Source organism: Micromonospora sp. NPDC049114 (genome assembly GCF_040648635.1).
Classification (GTDB): domain Bacteria; phylum Actinomycetota; class Actinomycetes; order Mycobacteriales; family Micromonosporaceae; genus Micromonospora.
In genome coordinates this window covers 924065-944670 of the sequence record NZ_JBEZEA010000002.1, presented here as the reverse complement: position 1 = coordinate 944670, position 20606 = coordinate 924065, and the positions used below count along the sequence as shown (strand labels likewise).

12 protein-coding genes and 1 pseudogene are annotated in these 20606 nt (G+C 69.6%); 6 read left to right on the top strand and 7 right to left on the bottom strand.

The features are described 5' to 3' along the window. A partial coding sequence (locus AB0B39_RS11705; RefSeq protein WP_357574258.1) for a hypothetical protein occupies window positions 1-258 on the bottom strand: 258 nt, incomplete at its 3' end. 66 nt (window positions 259-324) lie between these two features. Here AB0B39_RS11705 and AB0B39_RS11700 point away from each other — a divergent pair. The 6 genes from AB0B39_RS11700 to AB0B39_RS11675 all read left to right on the top strand — a co-directional run bounded on the left by AB0B39_RS11700 (window position 325) and on the right by AB0B39_RS11675 (window position 13834). Then, window positions 325-2460 carry a hypothetical protein gene (locus AB0B39_RS11700; RefSeq protein ID WP_357574257.1) on the top strand — a complete coding sequence of 712 codons (2136 nt, stop codon included), beginning with the start codon at window positions 325-327 and terminating at the stop codon, window positions 2458-2460. 28 nt (window positions 2461-2488) lie between these two features. Continuing rightward, the gene (locus AB0B39_RS11695; RefSeq protein ID WP_272616656.1) at window positions 2489-2809 is read left to right on the top strand and encodes a WXG100 family type VII secretion target; all 321 of its coding nucleotides are present in this window, start codon (window positions 2489-2491) and stop codon (window positions 2807-2809) included. Window positions 2810-2833: 24 nt separating this feature from the next. Then, window positions 2834-3145 (top strand): WXG100 family type VII secretion target, encoded by a 312-nt coding sequence (locus AB0B39_RS11690; protein ID WP_357574256.1) that lies wholly within the window; start codon window positions 2834-2836, stop codon window positions 3143-3145. 122 nt (window positions 3146-3267) lie between these two features. Next, the gene (locus AB0B39_RS11685; protein WP_357493007.1) at window positions 3268-3582 is read left to right on the top strand and encodes a YbaB/EbfC family nucleoid-associated protein; all 315 of its coding nucleotides are present in this window, start codon (window positions 3268-3270) and stop codon (window positions 3580-3582) included. Between the two features lie 34 nt (window positions 3583-3616). After that, on the top strand, window positions 3617-5827 hold the full coding sequence (locus tag AB0B39_RS11680; RefSeq protein ID WP_357574255.1) for a hypothetical protein: 2211 nt from the start codon (window positions 3617-3619) through the stop codon (window positions 5825-5827). A gap of 42 nt (window positions 5828-5869) precedes the next feature. Next, complete coding sequence (locus AB0B39_RS11675) at window positions 5870-13834, top strand: hypothetical protein (protein WP_357574254.1); 7965 nt, start codon at window positions 5870-5872, stop codon at window positions 13832-13834. A gap of 41 nt (window positions 13835-13875) precedes the next feature. Here the strand turns inward: AB0B39_RS11675 and AB0B39_RS11670 are convergent, their stop codons facing one another. The 6 genes and pseudogenes from AB0B39_RS11670 to AB0B39_RS11645 form a co-directional block, all read right to left on the bottom strand. Continuing rightward, complete coding sequence (locus tag AB0B39_RS11670; protein ID WP_357574388.1) at window positions 13876-14319, bottom strand: hypothetical protein; 444 nt, start codon at window positions 14317-14319, stop codon at window positions 13876-13878. An 840-nt stretch (window positions 14320-15159) separates the two neighbouring features. Then, a pseudogene (locus AB0B39_RS11665) lies at window positions 15160-15264 on the bottom strand (zf-HC2 domain-containing protein); the annotation flags it as partial. 58 nt (window positions 15265-15322) lie between these two features. Further along, entirely contained in the window at window positions 15323-17167 is a 1845-nt protein-coding gene (locus AB0B39_RS11660) for a S8 family serine peptidase (RefSeq protein ID WP_357574253.1), read from the bottom strand. Between the two features lie 156 nt (window positions 17168-17323). After that, a complete protein-coding gene (locus AB0B39_RS11655; protein ID WP_357574252.1) occupies window positions 17324-18106 on the bottom strand; it encodes a zf-HC2 domain-containing protein in 783 nt (260 codons plus the stop codon). 22 nt (window positions 18107-18128) lie between these two features. After that, on the bottom strand, window positions 18129-19787 hold the full coding sequence (locus AB0B39_RS11650; RefSeq protein ID WP_357574251.1) for an RICIN domain-containing protein: 1659 nt from the start codon (window positions 19785-19787) through the stop codon (window positions 18129-18131). A 76-nt stretch (window positions 19788-19863) separates the two neighbouring features. Further along, the gene (locus AB0B39_RS11645) at window positions 19864-20475 is read right to left on the bottom strand and encodes a sigma-70 family RNA polymerase sigma factor (RefSeq protein ID WP_357492995.1); all 612 of its coding nucleotides are present in this window, start codon (window positions 20473-20475) and stop codon (window positions 19864-19866) included. Between the last annotated feature and the right edge of the window lie 131 nt (window positions 20476-20606).

The following is a 20606-nucleotide window of genomic DNA, read 5'->3' as shown; positions in this document are numbered from 1 at the left end:
CTGCGCCAGACGTCTCCCGACGGTGCGTCGTTCGATGCGTTCAGCGGCGATGGTAGGCCGACTCACGGCGTTGTTGGTGGGCAAGAGGTCACCATCGGTTACAACGCTGATGGGTCGAGTACCTGGACTTATGCCGATGGGACGGTCTCGGTTCAGGATGCTGACGGCGATCCGCTGCGCCAGACGTCTCCCGACGGTGCGTCGTTCGATGCGTTCAGCGGCGATGGTAGGCCGACTCACGGCGTTGTTGGTGGGCAAGAGGTCACCATCGACTACAACGCTGATGGCACGAGCACCTGGAGCTATGCCGACGGCACTGTCTCCGTGCAGAACGCCAACGGCGATCCGGTTCGTCAGACGACGGCGGACGGCACGGTCTTCGACCGGTTCGATGACCAGGCCCGACCGATGCACGGTACGGTCGGCGGCCAGTCGGTCGACATCTCGTACGCGGCCGACGGCGCCAGCACCTGGACGTACGACGACGGCAGCACGATCCAGCGCGACCCCGACGGTGACGTCGTGCGGCAGACGACTGCCGACGGCGCGGTGTTCGACCGGTTCGACGCGGACGGGAGGCCGACGCAGGGCACGGTGGGCGGTCAGGCCGTCGACATTTCGTACAACGGTGACGGCTCCAGCATCTACAACTTCGCCGACGGGTCCACGCTGGAGCGTGACGCGAACGGTGAACTGATTCGGCAGCGCACGGCAGACGGCGCGGTGTTCGACAAGTTCACGTCCGACGGCAGGCCGACCCACGGCACCATGCCGGGCGCCGGTGGCGGTCCGCCTCAGGACGTCGACATCTCCTACAACGGCGACGGCTCCAGCATCTACCGATACGGCGACGGCAGCAGCGTCGATCGCAACGCCGCCGGCGACGTGGTGCGGATGACCACCCCCGAGGGGGCGGTCTTTGATCGGTTTACCGCGGATGGGAAGCCGACGCACGGCACGGTGGGTGGTCAGGGTGTCGACATCGCCTACAACGGTGATGGCGGCAGCGTCTGGACGTACGGTGATGGCACCACGGTGACCCGTAACGCCGATGGCGATGTGGTGCGTCAGGTGACGGCTGATGGTGCGGTGTTCGACCGGTTCACCGCGGATGGGAAGCCGACGCACGGCACGGTGGGTGGTCAGGGCGTCGACATCTCCTACAACGGTGATGGCGGCAGCGTCTGGACGTACGGTGATGGCACCACGGTGACCCGTAACGCCGATGGTGACGTGGTGCGTCAGGTGACGGCTGATGGTGCGGTGTTCGACCGGTTCACCGCGGATGGGAAGCCGACGCACGGCACCGTGGGCGGTCAGGGCGTCGACATCGCCTACAACGGCGACGGCAGCAGCGTCTGGACGTACGCGGGTGACGGCGCCAGGGTCTTTCGGAGCGCGGACGGAACCGTCGTCCGGCAGGAGCTGGCCGACGGCTCGGTCTACGACCAGTTCAACCCCGACGGCAAACCCACCCACGGCACCGTCGGCGGCCAGGCCGTCAGCATCAGCTACGCGAGCGACGGCACCAGCATCTGGACGTACGAGGGCGACGGCACCAGGGTCTACCGCGATCCCGACGGCAACGTCACGAAGCAGATTCTGGCCGACGGGACGACGTACGACAGTTTCGACGCCGACGGGCGGCCGGTTCACGGCACGGTCCCGGCCAGGGACGGCCAGCCGGCACAAGAGGTGTCCGTCATCTACGCCCCGGACGGGTCGAGCACCTGGAAGTACGGCGACGGCACGGTTCTCAAGCGCAACGGTGCGGGCGACGTGACGTTGATGCAGTCCGGTGGTTGGACGTTCGCCGCCTTCGACTCCCAGGGCCGACCGACCGCGGGCAAGGAGGACGACGGCGACAACACGGTGAAGATCGTCTACGCGCAGGACGGCAGCGCGGTGTGGACCTACAGCGACGGCACGATCGTCACCCGCGACGCCAACGGCGATGTGAAGACGATGCAGTCGAACGGCTGGACCTACGACGAGTTCGACGCCGGCGGTCGCCCGACGCACGGGTACGACGGCAAGGGCAACACCGTCGACATCACGTACAAGGCCGACGGGATCATCGAGTCGAAGTTCGGCGACGGCACAGTGGTCGGCACCGACAAGGACGGCAAGCCGATCTATCAGATCGTCAACGGGGAGCGGGCGGACTACGCCGTCGAGATCCCGAAGCTCGGTGCCGCGATCAAGACGATCGCGGGAGAGCGGGACATGATCGAGAGCAATCTCAGAACCATGAAATTGTTCTTCGAGGAGATGATCGGCACCGTCTGGGTGAGCCCGTCCGGAGCCAAGTACCAGGAGCTCGTCAAGGACATGGGCAAGCTGACGACCGACACCAAGGGCCTGTTGGACGACGCGATCCTGGCGATGCAGAAGTCGTACGACAACTATGTCGGCGCCGAGGGAACGAACACCCAGAACCTGACGAACACCAAGTCCTGACAGACGAGAGCCGACGGAAGGAATGGCAATGGACCACATTCTCGTAACACCGGAGATGATTTCCGACGCGGCGGTGAGCTGCGACAGCACCGCTTCCGACATCGATGGCGAGCTGGCGGCGCTGCGCTCGTACGTCGTGAACCTCCAAGCGACCTGGCACGGCGTGGCGTCGGATCAGTTCAACATCCTGATGCACGACTTCGACGTGTTCGGCAAGATGCTGCACGACGCGCTCACCGACATCGCGTCCGGCCTGCGTGGCAACTTCACCAACTACGTCGACGCGGAGCAGGCCAACGTCGCCAGCCTGGTCGCGGTCAACGGCGACATCCCCGGCGCCCGCCTCTAAGAGACCCAGGATCAGGAGCGAACAATGGCAGACCCCGCCACCAGCAACCTTCGCGTCCCCGCGGAGCTTGAGCTCGCCGGCCGGCAGCTCAACACCAAGGCGACCGAGATCGTCGGTCAGCTGGATGCCCTCATCAGCAAGCTGTCACCCCTGCAGGACACCTGGGAGGGCCCCGCGCAGTCGTACTACCAGGGCCTGCAGAACGAGTGGAACATCGCCGCGGACGGCCTCTTCGGCCCGACCGGCGTGCTTGGTCAGATCGCGGCGGCGATGAACGTGTCGTGGAACAACTACGCCGACAGCGAGTGGGCCAACGTGCGTACCTGGAAAAGCTGAGCGTGACGCGAGGCCGCCGCCGGGATCCGGCGGCGGCCTTCGCATGTCCCCCTTCGGGGACCTGGCAGCTGATCCCGCGTCTCGTGGGAGCGTGCCGTGAACCTTGCCGAAGGAGGAACGTGATGGCGTCGAACGAGCTGGATCTGATGCTTGAGCGGGCGCGGACAGTCTCGGAGCAGATGGCGAGCATGCGGGACCGCCTCACGGAAAGTGAGGTCGTCGGCACCTCCCATGACGGTGCGGTGGCCGTGACCATGACCGCCAGTGCCGAGTTCCGCAACGTTCGGCTCGCCCCGGACCTGCTGGAGCGCGGCGGCCACGAGGAGATCGAGGAACTCGTGCTGGAGGCCCTCAAGGACGCCGGTGCGCAGCTGCGCCAACTCACCGAGGAGCGAATGGGCCAACTGACCGAGGCGCTCTCGGTGCTCGGCCAGTAGCGGCGAAGCAAAGGGCAGCGGAGGGAAGACCGGCATGGGTGTGCTCGAGGACTGTCTCCAGTTCTTCAACGTGGCGGGTCCGGGCAAGGTGCTGCTACGGACCGGCTCGGCGGCGGCCCCGCTGGACGCGCGGCTGACCGACCTGATCGCAACGACGGTGACCTCCGGCGACGTCTCGGTCTTCCTGCCGATCGACCAGGCGTCGTCGGCCGGCGTACGCGAGCACCTGCGCGGCCTTGTGGACAAGGGCCTGGACGTGGTGGTGGCGTTGGTCGATCCTGGGACCGCGACACTGGTCACCGACCCCGAGACGCTGCTCACCGTGCAGAGTGACCTGGGTGTGGCGCTGCACGCGCCGCTGGACGCCGTCGCGCTGGGCCGGTTGCCGGAGGAGCGGATCTTCGCGTCCGGCCCGGACGGCCGGGAGGCCCCGGTCGGCGCGCTTGCCGAGACCTACCGGCTCATGCCGGAGAGCACCACGGTTCAGCGGACCGCCCTGGAGAACCTGGAGACGTCGCTGGTCCCGGCGTCGATCGAGCGGTTGGGGGAGTGGCTGGCGAACAATCCGGCACCTGCCGGCTCCTGGCCGGGCGACCTCTCCACTGTCGCCGCCGCTCACTACGCCCTCTTCGGCACGCTGCCCAGCGGTGAGATCGACGGGTTGCTGGACTCGCCCCGCCCGGTCTCGCTCGGCATGCTCGAGGACCTGCTGCAGAGCCGGCTGACGCACCTGGGTGCGGACACGGTGTGGTCCGAGGTGGCCGGGGGACGCGCCGCCGCGGCGCTGATCAACGGCTGGGCCGACGGCGACGCGCACCCGCGCGCCTTCTGGCTCGTCCGCTCTCCGGCCGACGGCCAGATGTACTGGGCGGACCCGTTGGCGCACGGAACTCTCCTGCCCGCCCACCCGGACGGCTCTCTGAACGAGCACACCGCGATCCTGGAGCGACAGCGGTCGACGGCGCTGCTTGTCGACAGTCTCGGCAACCCGTACCTGCCGGTGGTCGAGGCAGCGACCGAGACCGCACCGCTCGTCTCCATGCACGCCCGACCGCAGGGGGCGTCACTGCTCGTCGGCGCCTGGCCGGAGGGCGCCCGCACGGCCATCCGCCGGCAGATCCTTGAGGTGGTCGGCGGCTACGACGGTCCGGTTATCGCCCTGGACGTACGTCGGGGGCGGGCCCACGAGGGCCGTTCCACGCTGGACGCCGAGCTGAAGACGGCACTGAACGAGTCGCTGAAGCGTTCCGCGGGCCCTCCGGTCGTGGTGGCGACCGAGCACAACGACGAGTTGATGTGGTTGGTCCGCAACCAGTACGGCGGCGTGACCGTCGTGCCGGGTATCAACAAGCTCGGTGATCTCGAGGGCTGGACGGTGCACGGCGATGGCCTGCCGGAGCGCTACTCGGTGTTGTCCAGCGGTGCCCTCGACCACGCCGGTCAGCTTGCCTCCAGGACGCCCGTGGCGCAGGCGCCTCAGGTGCTGCGCGAATTTCTCGCGTCGCCGAGCTGGCCGGACGCCGAACGCTACTTCCGGGAGAACCGGGTCGAGCTGCTGATGCCCGAGTCGCTCGACGCCATGCGGGCGCTTGTCGTCGCGTACCGGACGCGGGCCACCGCCGTCGGCCCGGACGGTCTCCTGCTCAAGGACCACCCGTTCTTCGTGCCGGATCGAGCGCTGCCGGCGTTCGGCGTCGTACTGGAGGTGGCATCGCGCGCCTCCACCGATCTCCATGCCGCGCCGATCGCCCCGACGGATCCTTCGCTGCTTGCCGAGCGGGTGCCGCAAGCGACGCCCGCTGACGAGTCGCTGCTGTTCGGCTATCTCAGCAACCGGCAGGTGCTCGGGTCGCAGGGCCCCTTCCAGGACGGTCTGCTGTGGCTGCGTCAGCTCGTCCAGGCGATGCTCGACGAGGGCGTCACCCGGCTCGCCCCCGGCGCCGTCCTCGACGTGCTGGCCGGCAAGGGCGAGCTGGAGGGGGAGCGGGCCGCGCGTAAGCCTGGCGCACCCGAGCTGTACCGCGCGCACGCCACGGTCGCCGAGGCGCTCCTGCGCACCATCGACCCGGTTCGCTGGGGTGGCGGCGTCTCGCCGCACGACCTGGTCACCGCTATCGACTGCCTGACCGGCCAGGACCGGGTCGGCTGGCACTACATCATCAAGGAGGAGGTGCAGCCGCGTGTCCCGGCCTCCGCGCAGGAAAGCCTCAGGCACCTCCTTGAGGACATCGCCACCTGCTACTGACGCACGGATCCGGCACCACGACCTTTGGCAGGAGTACGCCTGATGGCTGGCAACATTCCGGCGATCTGTCTCGAGGGCTACACCCCCGTCCCCTCGGGCCTGCACCTCGGCATCGACCCCACCGCCGAGGTACCCACCCGGGTGCTCGAAACGCCGGAGCTGCCCGGCATCGTCCAGGTGCACCTCGGTGAGGGTTCCCTGGGCGCCACCCGCATCGGTGACGCCCTGGCCCGGGAGCACGTGGGGACTCTCGCCCGGATGGTGCAGACCCTCGCCCCGGATGTGACGAGGTCTGTCACCCGTGCCGGGGTCGACGCCTGGACGGGGGTCGGGCTCCCCGTGCGGCTGCCCGGCCGTACGGACCTGCTCGATCCAGCCGATCAGTACGTGCTGCCGGTCGACGCCGCCGGCCGGACGACGGATCCGCTCCTCGCGACGGGCGTGGTCGTGCTGCCGAAGCAGCACCTCGCGGACACCCTCACCACTGCGGTCCGCACCGGTGTCGGGCCGGTTCACCCCGCGATGTCCGGGCAACTTCGCTTCGACGGCGACGTCGCCTGGATCGGCCTACCTGCCGCGATGGTGAACCCCCGGCACGCCGACCTCACCGAGGTACGCCCCACCGGCGACACCGGCCGGGTCACCAGCCTCCCGGCCCTGCTCACCCACCTCGAGACGCTGCGGCCGGGGGAGCGCGCCGTCGTGGACGTGACATCCGCGGCCGGGGCGCCGCCGCAGGCCTACCACGTGATCGCGGCCGCGGACGGCCTGTCCGTGCTGCGGTTCTCCGGCGGGACCGCGACCGCCGCGCCGCTTCCCCGCACCTTCGACGCGATGACGGTCACCATGCCGGGGCAGCTCGGCCGTTCGGCGGCGAGCCTCGCCACGCTTGTCGCGCAGCTGCCGCCGATCAACCTGGCCGACCTCGCCGCCTGCGTCACAGGCGTCCGCAACCTCGCCCGTGATCTGTACGGCAGTGTCCGCACCGGGCAGGCGGCCGACGACCTGGCGACGCTCCCCGGCACGCTTACCCGTTCCCCCGACCCGTCGCCCGACCCCTTCGCCGCGGTGACCGACCGTCAGTGGGGCGCGTTCGACTCGCTGTCGACCGTGTCGCAGGCACTGCGCGGCGCACCGGCGGGGAGCCGGGGAGCGACGGTGTTCGCCCTGGTGGGGCGTCCCGGCTCGATCGGCCACGCGGTGGCCTTCCGAGACACCGCCGACGGTCTGCGCGCTGTCGATTTTCGCGCCGGTGAGGTGGGCGGCGTCCGTCCCGCCGACGAGGTCGCCAGCGACCTCGTCGACGCGCGCATGCTGCTCGTGGACGGCAACGGACAGGTCACCGCCGTCGCGACCGCTGTGGAGTCGGGGTCGACGGTGCGGGCGCTGGTCGACCCCGGCCTCGTCGGCCCCGGCGGCGTCCGTTACGCGGGCCGGCAGTCGACGAAACACGGCAGGAGCAGCGGCAGCGGTGGCCGGGAAGACAAGGGCGGCGGTGACCGTAACAAGCGGCGGCACGAGTCCGACAGCGACGGGCAGAAGGCCGCCACCAAGCGCCCGGCGACAGTCGACGCCAATGTCATGGCGCAGATCCGGGCCATTTTGACCCGCTTCTCCCTGGACTTCGGCAGGCTGCCGCAGCAAGGGCGCTCGACGGACCAGGTGAATTTCAGGTACCCCCGCTCCTACAAGAACTCGCCAGCCGACGCGGTTGGCCAGTCGCTGCGGCACCTGTCACTGGCGCTCCACGACGCCGGACAACAACTGCGCGACGCGAACAAAGCCACCATCGCGTCCAGCGACCGCGACTTCGAAATGCAGGCGATGATCATCAACGGCCGGCTGGTCATCGCCTCGAACAGCGACACGACGACGCGACTGCTGGACGAGCGGGCCAGAGACCTGCCCCAACACCCGATCCGCACCCTGATCCACGAACGTGGTCGGGCCCGTTACAAGGGACAGGAGCGCATCGAGGCGCAACGCCGTCTCAACGCCGCGGTCGACAAGCTCGACGGGTCCGCCGACGTGGCACATCCGCGCCCCGCGAATGCGGTCACCAACATCCTCTCCTCCGATGGGCCGACCGTGACTGTGGACGCGTCGGACCGCGAGGCGGTCCGACACGCGCTCACCTCGCCGGACCTCCAGAACGCGATCATCCTCCTGCGGCACAGCCCCGAGCCGAACATGCACGCTGAACAGAAGCTCATGATCGCTGTCGACCGATCCGGACTGACCAGCGAGACGATCTGGGGCGACTTCGCGATCCATGGGCGTATGCGGCCCTGTCTCGCCTGCCTGCTCGGCTTGGAGCACCTGAACGGCACGCACGGCGTGCAGCACAACACCAATCCGGGTGCGGCCTACGACGCGGCCTTCGAGAGCTTGCTGCGTCACCGGCCACAGGTCGCCACCGATCCATATCAGCCGCAGGCGCAGGGGCACTGGGTGCTGAGCCGGCTCGAGGAAATGCTCGCCGGGGACTTCCGCACCAACTACTCCGCCTGGTCCAACGAGCAGGCGCCCGAGGGGTCCGTCCAAGGCCCGGCACCGCAGTACGGCCTCCAGAGCGTGGGGGAGCGGCCACACGACCGTCGCAACTACGAGACCCCGTCGACAAGCGGTGACGAGCGCACGTTCGTGGATTTCGAGCCGACAGTGGCCGGTGACGTCCGCACCGTACGCCAGGATCTGCGCAACGACCCGGACGCGCTGCGGCTCAGGGAGCTGAGCGAGCAGTATGCGGCCACCCGCAAGCCGAACACCCAGCTGCCGCGTGAATGGACCGAGATCGTCCAGCGGCTCAACACACGTCTGGAGAACGCCCGGGCGATCAGCGAGTACACGCCCGGGATCAGTGAGGCCACCGTCCTCAAGCACGCCAAGCAGGCTGAGCGGCTGCTCCAGGCTCCCGGCGGTGACCTCACGCCCGCCATCGAGGGGGCACTCTGGCAGGAACTGCGGGACGTGATCCCGAGCGAATGGCGCAATGATCCGACGCGCCGTAAGCCCAGGAACGTCACGCCGGCGATGACGGAGATTCTGGCTCAGATGAAGGCCTGGGGCGTCAAGGCCGCCCAAGCCGGCAAGAGCGCCGAACTCGGCCTCTCGGGGACTTCGGCCACCCGGCTCTGGGGCCACCTTCCCGACGTCGAGCGGCGCACGCCGACGACGCTGCGGGAGGACACCACTGCCGCCCCGGTGGCCCAGGAAGGGCTGCGCACCACCCTGGCCTACCGTCCTGCCCCGAGCGCGTCCGAGATCGCTGCCCAGGAGCAGTTCGAGCGGCAGCTCACCGACTTCTACGAGGTCGACGGTATCCGCTGGTACGTGTCGGAGGGCGGCCAGTACTACCAGCACGTGGTCGGCACCACCGGCCGGATGGAGTCTCGGTGGGCCACCAGCGCACAGGCTGCCCGGATCCGCCAGGTCCTCGATGGCCAACAGGCGGAGTCGTCAGCCATGGGGGCGGCCCGCTTCGGCGGCGCTTCCGGCTCGGGCTCCGCTATCGGGAACGGCTCCGGTTACACCCGGTCCTTCCCGGCCGCATCCGTCAGCGCCGGCCGCGGGCCGGTGACCACCGCCTCTTCCGGCCTGCGCATGACGGCGCAGCCGGTCACCGCGTCGCCGTACCAGATGTCTGAGCCGTCGAGCGTGCGAGACACGACGGGGGTAGCCGATACCGGGTATGTCGCCGGTTCCGACACCAGCTCCGAGCACGGCGGTACCACCACGACCGGGCCTGTCGCCACTCAACAGGCCACCCAGGCCCCGGCGCCGCAGTATGTCCGGGGCCGCGACTACTACGTCGGCGACAACTGGGTCGCTCGCGGCCCGCAGGTGAACGCGTGGGAGCAGACGTACACCCGCCCCGACCGTCCCGGTCGGCGCTACCGGCCGATCCTGGGCAGGAGCAACTACTATCAGCTGCGCGAGAGCGGGAGCAATCGGTGGCAGCTCTTCAAGGTCGGCAAGAACGGCAACTACTTCGTCAAGCACCTCGCCGCCCCGGCCACCACCTTGGAGCCGCTGGTCGGCGAGCCCACCACGACACCGCTGGCGCAGGGCAACGGAGTGGTGTTCGGCGTGCCCGGGTCGGAACTCGTTCGGGATCTGTCGGAGGTGCGGCTGCCGGAGGGCGGTTTCGTCGTCCTCGGAGAGGGCTACCGCAACGATGCCGGCGACACCGTTCGTGGCGGCATCCGCAGCACTGGCACCGCCTACGCCACGTCCGGCACGATCAGCGCGCAGATCCCGGCGGGCACGGCCGCGGCCGACATCATCGCCTGCGAGATCGTCAGCACCGGGACGCTGCGGGAGCTGTTCCGCCAACGGCCCGAGATGACGGTCGTGGGCGCCGACACCGAGGTTTTCGTCGTGCAGGCGCCAGAGGGCTCCACCGCGCCGGCGAAGGTGTTCACGGCCGAGACCGTCTGGGTGGACGGACGGCCCCAGCTGGTGCAGACCGGCGCGAACCAGTTCCGGGCCTACCGACCGGGAATGTCGCCCGACGCGGAACCGGAGGCGCTCGGCCACTACCTGCCGGGCACCGGTGTGCCGACCAGGGAGGAGATGGCCCGTGCGGTGGAGGTATCGCGGGCCTTCCACAGGTTGCCCTCGGGCGTCGCGCTGCACCTCGGCCCGTCGGAGTCCCCGGTCGACCAGATCGTACGGACCTTGACGACCACCGGGTTGGAGGACCCGAAGCCGGGCTTGAAGCGAGCCCGCCCGCTGGTCGACGACAACATAGTCTTCAACCGCGACCTGCGCGCGCTGCTGGAGCGGCAGATCGACCACGGTGAGCATCTGGCCGGCTCCCTGAAGAATCTCGGCAAGCTGGGCTTCGTCAAGGCGACGCTGGGCGACCGCCTGCATGTGCGCAAACACCGCATCGAACTGCACCACGCGATCAGCGGTCTGCACGGGGCGCTCGCGAGCATCCCCGCTCCCCGTACCGGCGCCACCGTCAACCCGGTGCTGGACCGGCGGGCGGCCGAGGAACGGGTCGCGGACATCGCCAGAGCGATCGAGGGCTACGCGCACGTCGCGGAGGAGATCGCGAAGCACATGCGCGACCTCGTGACCGACGCCGCGGTGAAGGCCGCCGTGCGAGGCGAGGCCAGCAACACCAGGAAGGCCCTGCAACAGGTGATCGGCATGGTCGAGGGCTCGCTCGGGTGGACCGCAAGCGTCTTCGTGCCCACCGGACTGGCCGCGGTTCCGGCGGCGGTCGGCTTCGTCGGCAAGGGCGCCGGCATCATCGCCCTGCGGGAGTTCGAGAAGTATCAGGCGAACGAGTTCCAGAAGAAGAACAGCAGCACGAAAGCGCTCCTGCTGGCGGACATCCAGCCTGCCCTCATGGCGAAGTCCATCGCCGCCTCGTACCAGAGGGGCTTCGAGCTCTTCCTGGCGGCGGCGGGCTTCGCCGGCGCGTACGTCCCGGGCTGGCCGGTGATCTCCGCAGGTCTCACCAAGATCTTCCAGGGCTTCTTCGAGGAACGCACCAAGATGCTCGAGAAGCAGATCGCCGAGATGAAGGCGGCTCAGCACGGGGCGACGATCCCGGAAAAGGAGATCTACCGCCGGCTCGGCGATCGGCTCTGGACGGAGCTGCGTAACGAACTCAAGCAGAAGCTCAAGAACGTCGGCACCGTCCAGCAGATCGTCACCGCCGCCAAGGGCGAGCCGGAGTTGATGGGACTGATCAACATCGGCACCGACTTCGCCGTCCAGCTCGGCCTTGGCGTGGCGTTCGTCCTGTTCCCGCCGAAACCCGCAGTGAAGATCGACGGTGAGGACCTGCGCAACGTCATTCTGGACGTGATCGGCAACCGGAACCCGGCCGACAAGATCGTTCCGTCGACCTCCACCCCCCTGGTGCCGGACGAGGCCATACCCGCCTCGGTGCCGCAGACCGACGCGCGTGGACGGTCGATTCTCGCCTACAAGGCGTCGATGTCGAAGCCGGATGCGCCCTACGTGAAGATCAACGTCCACGGCACCAACCTCTGGGGCAGTCTCACCGGCACGCGTTTCACGCCGCAGGAGCCGGACGCCGGCGCGTTCGTGCCCAGGCAGACCTGGCGCGACCGGGTGATCGGTAACGACCACTACATCGAAACGCTCCGCGACCCCGACACCGGAAGCGTCGGAGAGCGCACGCGGGTGGACGGCACGTGGCACAAACCGTGGGCGGACAAGCACCACTACCTGTTCGTGCATTCCGAGGACGGAACGTGGGAGTGGGCGCACGCCTTCTCGCCGACCGGTCGACTCGACAGCGACGAGTTCAGCCTCAGGGCCGAGTTCGACCGCAACCAGCAGTGGCTCAAGCCCTTCACGTTCGAGCCGCCCGCGGCGCTCGCCGTCGACTTCGGGGCGCGCAAACTCGAGCCGACGCTGAACTCGGGGGCGCTGCGGCAATTCGTCGACAACGTCGCGTGGAAGGCCGCGGATCTGTCGCGCACCTACGGGCCGCGCGTTCCGCTGAAGATCCACGTAGAGGGCGGTAGTAACGGCCACAACGCGCTGCGAGCCGGAATCGACAAGCTCAACGGCCTACCCGAGCAGGCCGTCGCCGCCGGTCTGACGCGTGCCGAGGCGGTGCGTGCGCCGCTCGTCACCATGTTGGGCGAAGCGCTCGCCCGCTTCCGCTACCTGCACCCGGGGCAGGCCGACCAGCTGCCCACCGCCGAGGATCTGGTCGCCTCGGCCTCGACCCGCGGCTCGCGGTTGGACGCCTCGCAGCTGCCCGACGGCCTGCTGAAGCCGGCCGTCGGTCTCGACGACGACGCCCTGCACCGGCAGACCCGGGTGTGGTTCGAAGAGCTCACTGTCGCCGCGCCCGGTTCGCCCGCGTCGGCGCAGAGCAGCCTCGGCTCCTCGTTCCACGAGTCCGACCTGGATGCCAAGCCGAACTGGCTGGCAGACGCCCAGGAGAAGATGCCGCACCCGCAGAATGCCCCCGCGAACCTGGTCAGCGACACCGGCGCCCTGGTCGCCAAGGGCGCACCGCCCCGGGATCTGCTCAGACTGGCCGAGAACAATCCGGGGCAGGTCTACTTCTGGCTCAGCACCCCGGCCCGCCAGGCCCCCACGTCGACGCAGATCACCGAACTCAATGAGGTGCTCGAACAGTTCGCGCAGGGCCGCACCCAGGTCACTGTCTTCACGAAGGGTGTGGTCAGCGACGAGCTGCTCGACGCGATAGCACCCTACGGCGGCGCACTTGCCAACTCGGCGCCGGCCGCGGCCGGTGGGCTCAGCGTCAGCCTGGACAATCCCTGGCACGTCCAGCCCGCGGATCGCACGGTGCCCCGTAGTCAGCGCCCCGACCAGCCCAGCCCCAAGCTCGACGACAAGCTTGCGGCAACCGCCGCGAAGCTGCACCGGGACCCGCGGATTCCGCGCGCCGACGAGGAGTTCGGCGAGTTCGTCTGGGGGGGCCTGTCCGTCCGCGAACAGTACGACCGTCTCCGGTCGGCACCCGCGACCTATCTCACCCAGGCCAACAAGGCGCTTGCCGAAGGAATGGCGCAGCGGGTCAAGACCAGCATGCGAGCCGGCATCGTGGACCCGCTGCTGACGTTCGGTCCCGAGACCGACGTGGTGCCGCGCTACCACGAGGCGACAATCGAGGAACGCCCGAAGGCGGTGATCTCGAGCGTCTACGAGCTGGCAGACGCGGGGGTCAAGGCCGACGTCCCCATCACCGAGAAGTTCCAGACGCTCGTCGAGGCCACCGGCCGCGGCGCTACCGACGTCAGCGCGCGTAACCAGTTCGACTTCACCTCGGCACTGCTCAAGGCCGTCGACCTGGCCCGTGCCGGGCGGTTCACCGACGTCGGGGCGTGGGTCGCCGAGAACAAGCCCCGCCTCGACGCCACGATGAAGCGCACCTGGGTCGACGCGCTGGGCGACGTCATCAAGGATCTGGGTACCGCCGGGAAGGCGGGCGAGGCGCAGCAGCTCGAACGTGTCCTCGGGGCGGTCTACGACTGTTGAGCGGCGGAGTCCGGGCCGTCACGCGGCGGCTCGGACCTCGGTCAGCTGCCGTTCGGCCCGAGGTTCGCGCCCTCGCTCTTCGACAGGTACACCGTCACCACTGTGGTCCGGTCACTGCGCAGCACCACGAAGTGCGACACGTCGGCGATCGCGACGGGCGCCGTGCCGGTGACCTCCTGCACCTTGTCGGCCCCGCCGGTCCAGTTGACGACGGGCCATCGGGTGCCGTCGAGGCTGTAGCCGTACAGCCGGTAGCCGACATCCTTCTGCAGGCCGGTCACCGTCGCCCGCACCTGCACCGACCCGTTCGCCTGAGTAAGCGATACGGCCAACTCGGCGTGACTGTCCACGTCCGTCGCCGAGGCCGCGGCGCTGACGACTATCGGCACGCCGGGCGCTGTCGACTCGTCGCCGTCGCGCAGCAGCGCACCCACGGCCAGACCGCCCAGCGTCACGGACGTGGCCAGCATCCCGATGGAGAGCACCAATGCTCGCGTACGCCCGGCTCGCCGGGGTCGACCGACCATGGCGGGCGTGGCAGCGGCGGGCGCAGCAACCTCGGGGGCGGGAGCAGCGTCGACCACAGGCTCGGGCCGGGCACCCGGAGCGACAGTCGCGGCGGGCGCGGGCACATCGGCCGGGAGCGACGACCGGGGAGGCGACACACGCGTCGCCGCGGCGGCCGGGCCCGGTGCCGGGCGCGCGGCAACGGCAGCTGACGGCAGGGAAGGCGCGGCGGGCATGCCGGCAGGCGATGTGGCAGGTCGGCCCGGTGCTGGTGCGGGCCGGTCGGGTGACGAGGCGGGCAGGCCCGGTGACGAGGCGGGCAGGCCAGCAGCCGGTGCGGCGGATCGGGCAGCCGGTGCGGCGGATCCGGCAGGTGGTGCGGCGGACCCGGCAGGCGGTGTGGCGGATCCGGCAGGCGGTGTGGCGGAGCCGTGGCGTTCGGCCGGTTCGGGGGGAGGCGCGCAAGGCTCTGGCGTCGACGGGCGGTGTGGAGTCCCCGTACGGTGTCCCGGAGCCACAGGCGAACCGGCCGGTGTGGCAGCGGGCCGCGCTTCGGGCGCTGCGGCGACGGCCGGAGGGCTTGCGGCAGACGTGTCCGCCGCCTCTACGCGGCCCAGCCGGTGCGTCCAGGGCAGACGCCGCGGGCGACGGGACTCGTCCTCCGGTTCCTCGATCGGCGCGAAGTGTTCCGGGAACGCCGGCGGTGTTGCGGTGCCGAGGGCCCCGTACGCGTTGACAAGCGTCTCCCGTTGGTCGGTCAGCAGCGCCAGCACGCCGAGCACCTCGCACAGCCGGTCCGCCTCGACCCGGCATGCGGCGCACGCGTCGAGGTGCTCACGTACCCGCGCTGCCGACGTCGCGTCGAGCACGTCGAGGTGATAGAGGCCCAGCAACTCCTCGACGTGCCCGGCATCGTCGGCCACCCGCCTCACATCCACGGTTCGCCTACTGCCTGTCGTGGGCCTCCAGGCATGGCGGTGGTCATTCCGCGCTCTTGTCCGACTTCGCTCCCACCGATGCCTCGCGGTCCGCGGTCGACGCCTGTGGAGTGCCAGTGCCCCGCTCGGACGACCCGGGCGAGACCGGGACGCCGGCCTTCGCGTCGGGACTGAACGAGGTCGGAGTTGGTGAGGTAGGCGTCGCGGGGTCGCCGTCCCTCGTGCCCGGCCGTGCTCCCGGGGTGATGAGGGTCGTGTCCCGCTGGGCGCCCGGCCTGACCGCCGGCGGACGCGTGGCAGGTGGCGGAGTGTCGTCGCCGGCCGGCGGATCGACGGCTTCCTCCTCGGGCACCGCCTCGTCCCGCAGCAGCCTGCGGATGCGGACGACCAGCAGGACTGCCGCGGCAAGGGCGACAAGCGTCACCACGATGAGCAGCGCCGACCGGCCGCCGGTTGCTCCGGAGGTGATCCGGGCCAGACTCTGCTCGTCGGATTCGGGGGACACGGCCTCCTCCGGGAGCACCTTGGTGACCGACTCGGCAGGATTGATCATTCCCGCGCCGAAGCGGCCGTCGAGGGCCGTTCCGCTGCCGATCTTGTCGGCGGTCGCCTGGAGCCGATGGGCAACCTGCTGAGCTGTCAACTCCGGGTACGCGCTCCGGACGAGTGCGGCGGTGCCCGCGACGAAGGCCACGGCATAGTGGGTGCCGCTGCCCGTCATCGAGCCGGTACCTGTGATGCCGGTGCTCGTGACGTTGACGCCCGGCGCCACGACGTCCACGCCGCCCTTGCGATAGTCGTCGGCGCCCTGGCCGTCCACACCCACGCCGCCGACGCGCAGTCGGCCGTCACCGGTAGCGGCGTCCGCCTCAGCCGGGGTCGGACGGCGGGCGGCCCCGAGTACGACGACGACGTCGTGCTTCAGAGCGTCAGCGATGGCGTCCGCGACGCCCTTGTCGGCGGCGTCCACATAGGGTCCGAGCGCGATGACCGTGGCGCCGGCCCCGACTGCCGCGTTGATTCCGGCGGCGGCGTCGGCCGCCCGCACCTTCGTGCTGGTGCCCGCTATCCGGATCGGCAGGACCGTGGAGTCCGGCGCAACCCCTGTGATACCTCCACCGGAGCTGGGCTGTGCGGCGATGAGCCCGGCCATGGCGGTCCCGGTGCCGAGACAGTCGGTGTCACCACGGCCGCTGCCGGTGACGATGTCCGAGCCGACGGCGATGTGCCCGGTCAGCTGCGGCAGGCTGCCGTCCGCTCCGGAATCGACAACGGCGACGAGCTGACCCTTGCCCCGGCTCTGCGGCCAGGCCTGGTCGGCGGCGAGTCGTAGCTGGGCCCAGCTGGAGGTGCCGCTGGACGCGGCAGCTGTCGCACACGGCCCTCCCTTGCCGGGCTTGCCCGTCTGGCCGCCCTTCGACGGGCTCTTGCTCGGGGTGGGCCTTGTGGTCGCCGTCGCGGTCCCGCCGGGCTGGGGGGTCGTACGCGATGCCTGTGGCGTGGGCGTCACGCCCGGCTTGGGGATCACTTTGGCCGTCGGCGACTTGTCGGGCAGGACGCCGTACTGCACGCCGCCGCCGACCGCGTCCCAGGGCAGGATCAGGATCCAGCCGGGGTTGAGCCGCGCGGGGTCCACGAGCACGCCGCCGTCGGGCTGTGGCCGTCCGGAGTTGAGGTTGAACAACTCGGCGGAGCGGGCACTGTCGCCGACAAAGCGCTCGGCGATCTCGCTGAGGTTCTCCTTCGCACCGTTCTGCGACGAGGTCACCGTGTAGTACTTCACGTAATCCTCGTCGGCCTGCGCGGCGGTCGCGGTGAGGCCGAGCAGCGCTACCACCGCGCTCACGGCCAAGCCCGCACGAAGTGCCGACCGAGTGATCAAGGACATGCGTCTCACCTTTGTCGTAGCCGTCCGGGATTGAATCGGATGGTGTCACCGGGCATCTCAGGGACCGGCTTCCGGGGCGTACCTATGCAGTTCGGCACCTACAGCACTGACGACGGCGCCTCCGACCCACTCACCGGTCACCTGCGGGTCGGCGGGTCAGTCGGGTTGCCCGGAGACCGGGGCGCCGGCGACGCCGGGCAGGTAGACCGACACCACCACCCCGCCGGCCTCCGGCGAGACAGTGAAGAACGACAGCTCCTTCAGACGTACGCCGTCCAGCTCGCCGGTGACCTCGTGCACGGGCGAGGTGCCCGCCCAGCGGCCCACCGGTCGGCTGTCCCCGTCGGAGGTGACCGCATAGAGCACGTACCGCGTGCCGGAGCGCAGCCCGCTGACCGTGGCCCGGACCGTGACACCGTCCTCGTCTTCGGTGAGGAAGACGGATGCCGAGGCGCCGGATCTCGTGTCGCTGGCCTTGGCCGCGACTGTCGCCACGGTCGTCGCGTCGTCTGTCTCGGGACCGCGCACGATCGCGCCGAGCCCGAGCCCGGCGAGGACCAGCACGAGAACGAGCAGGCCGCTCGCGCGGATCAGCCGCAGCCGGCGTGCGGCAGTCCGCGGCCTGCCGGGGCGGCTGCCGGGCCTTTCGGAGCGGCCCGTCGGGCGCGTGTCCGGCGGGACAGCACTCCGGTCGCCGCCGGTCGGGTGCGGCCGGGCGACGACGTGAGCCGTCGATCGGTCGTCGGCGCTGACCGGAGCCTCGCCGCCGACGTCAGCGAGCAGGGCCAGGGCGGCCAGGGTCTCGACGACCCCGTCCGCCCTGGCCCGGCACTCGGCGCATGCCGCCAGGTGGCGATGGATGACGTCGCTCTGCGCCGGGTCCAGTTCACCCAGGTGATGCAAGCCGAGGAGATCGTCCCCGACGTGTTCGTCCGACACCGTCATCCCTCCCTCCGGGCGATTACTTGACGAGCATCCAGAACTGGTCTCGGTTGACCGTCGGCATCCGGTCGTACTGTTCGACGAAGTAACCGTTCCAGGTGCCGGCGTTCTGCGGGCCGAGATCATCGCCGAGCAGCTCCATCACCCTGCCGGACTTCCGGTTCTCGATGGACACCTTGCCGTCGCCGGCGTCGGTGATCTTCCACTGCTGCGTCGTGGAGTTGACGTCCTTGGTGGCGACGACCACCTTCGCGTAGTTGTCGGTGGACCCGTTCTCGATGGCGAGCGCCTGCCCGGTGAAGTCATTGAGGAACATGACGTACCCGTCGGTCTTCGCCTTCTGGATTCGCCAGTACTGGTCTTTCGCGTTCTGGTTGTTCCAGAGCTGAACCCGGGTCCCAGAATCCGGCTTGACACTGTCGCCCGGCAGATCGAGCGTGGCTGCTGCCCAGGCACTGCGGATCTGGTAACGGGCATTCGGATCGAACGGGAACGTCGCGGGCTTCGCCGGCGCCTTCGTGGTCACCTTCGGTGCGGGTGCCGATGCCGATGCCGATGGCGAGGCCGAGGGCGATGCCTTGCTGGGCGAGGCGCTCGGCGTCGGTTTGACCACCGCGGTGGTCAGCCGACTGTCCTTCTCGTACACGCTGATGTAGGTGACGACCTCGTCGGCCAACTGCGGGACGTTGGCGCGGGGCAGGCCGTTGGCCCGCCGGATCACGTCGATGCCCCACTGGTACGCCCCGAGTGCCAGCGTGTACGCGTCCCCGCCGCTGAGCCCGACGAACTGGTTGGTCATGTCGCACATGGCGGCGCCCATGGCGAGGATCGCGTCGTCCGGGTTCCAGACGGAGGCCGCCGTTCCCGGCTTGTACTGATCCCACATGCTGTCGGAGAACTGGGCGATTCCGGCGGCACCTGAGGGCGAGCGCAGGTTCGTGTTGAAGCCGGACAGGGCACGTAGCTGCGCGGCGATCCGGGCGGGGGTGACGGTGGGGCAGACCCGCCCGGCCGCGTTGACGGCGCTGACCAGTGTGGCTGGTACGGCCACGGTTTGATCGGCCGACGGGGAGACCATCACCTCGGCGGTCCTGCCGAGGCGGAACTGCGGCTGATCGGCGTACCAGTTGGCGTAGGCGGTGACCTTGTCGACGTGGTCCTCGGCAGTCTTCGGTACGCCCTTCGCCTTGATCACTGCCTGCAGGCCCACCTTGTCCGCGGCCATGGCAGCGGCCCAGAGGTCGCCGTCGACGTCGGCCGCGCGCAACTGGCCAACGACCTCGCACGTGCGGTGGGCCATGGCCAGGACACTTGCCGCAGGGTCGGTGCGATTGGCGTCGGCCGACGGCCGCCACTTCGACCACGTCGCGTCGTCCATCCCGGCCAGGCCCTTGTTGGCGCCGTCGGAGCCGAACGCGGTAGCGGCCATCACCTGGGCCGCCATCTTCGGCGGGGTCAGGGCAGGGCAGGACAGGGCGGCGGCGACGAGGGACGGCACGTCCTCGTCGGCTACCGGGCGCCCCACCAGCTTCTCGTTGTCGGCGACCGCCGGGACGACATCGAGGGCCAGTGCGCCACACAGGACGATGGTGAGCGTCAAGGCCACCACTTCCGCCTGGCCCCGGGTCGTCGCCATCACCCGCCGCCATCGCGACCGTAAGGTAGCGCGTTGAGTCATCAGTCCACCCATCTGCTCGGTTGAGCCTGGATCAGAGGTTCGTGCGCAACGAAGACGGATCCCGGTCGTCGCCGGTTCACGATTCGGTGGGCTTCTTTGCGGCACCCGCGCGCATCGAGCTGTCGTCCGGACGGATCATGAAACCACGTCCGGCGAGAGCTTCGCGCAGTGCCCGAAGCGCGTAGAAGGTGCGGGATTTCACCGTTCCGGCGGGAACGTCCAGGATCTCGGCGACCTCGGCCACCGACCGTTCCTGGAAGTAGATCTCGACGAGCGTGATCCGGAGTCGCTCGGGCAGCGAGTTGAGCGCCGCGCGGACCTCCTGTGCGTCAAGTGCCTGCTCGATCGGGTCCTCGAAGTGGGCGTGGGCGTCGATGTGCTCGTCCGAGAGCTCGGCGGGCCGCGCCTGCGCGGCGCGAACCTGGTCGATAAAGATGCGCTTCGCCACCGTGAAGATCCAGGCGCGGCTCCACCGTCCGTCGGCGTTGCGGGCTTCCGGGTTACGCCAGGCCCGCAGCAGCGCCTCCTGCACGATGTCCTCGGCCCGGTGCACGTCGCCGTTGGTCAGCCGGGTCAGAAAGTTGAGGAGCACCGGGCCGTGAACCTGCTGCAGGTAGCGCAGCGCGGCAACGTCAGCGCCGTCGGGTGCGGCGGGTGACGCGCCGGAACATGAGGCACTTTCAACCATTGGACAACTTATACACGTCGCTCGACAGGCCCGGGCATCCAGATGGTGTACCGAGTGTACGTCCAAGAGGGGCGGCCTCCCCGACCGAAGGGGACGTTGCCACCGCCTTCCTTGCGGGGGCGCGCGCCACC

Bases quoted from the DNA above. Each gene is read 5' to 3' on its own strand.
- AB0B39_RS11695 (WP_272616656.1), top strand. From the start codon at position 2,489: ATGGACCACATTCTCGTAACACCGGAGATGATTTCCGACGCGGCGGTG.
- AB0B39_RS11690 (WP_357574256.1), top strand. From the start codon at position 2,834: ATGGCAGACCCCGCCACCAGCAACCTTCGCGTCCCCGCGGAGCTTGAG.
- AB0B39_RS11685 (WP_357493007.1), top strand. From the start codon at position 3,268: ATGGCGTCGAACGAGCTGGATCTGATGCTTGAGCGGGCGCGGACAGTC.
- AB0B39_RS11680 (WP_357574255.1), top strand. From the start codon at position 3,617: ATGGGTGTGCTCGAGGACTGTCTCCAGTTCTTCAACGTGGCGGGTCCG.
- AB0B39_RS11675 (WP_357574254.1), top strand. From the start codon at position 5,870: ATGGCTGGCAACATTCCGGCGATCTGTCTCGAGGGCTACACCCCCGTC.
- AB0B39_RS11660 (WP_357574253.1), bottom strand. From the start codon at position 17,167: ATGTCCTTGATCACTCGGTCGGCACTTCGTGCGGGCTTGGCCGTGAGC.
- AB0B39_RS11650 (WP_357574251.1), bottom strand. From the start codon at position 19,787: ATGACTCAACGCGCTACCTTACGGTCGCGATGGCGGCGGGTGATGGCG.
- AB0B39_RS11645 (WP_357492995.1), bottom strand. From the start codon at position 20,475: ATGGTTGAAAGTGCCTCATGTTCCGGCGCGTCACCCGCCGCACCCGAC.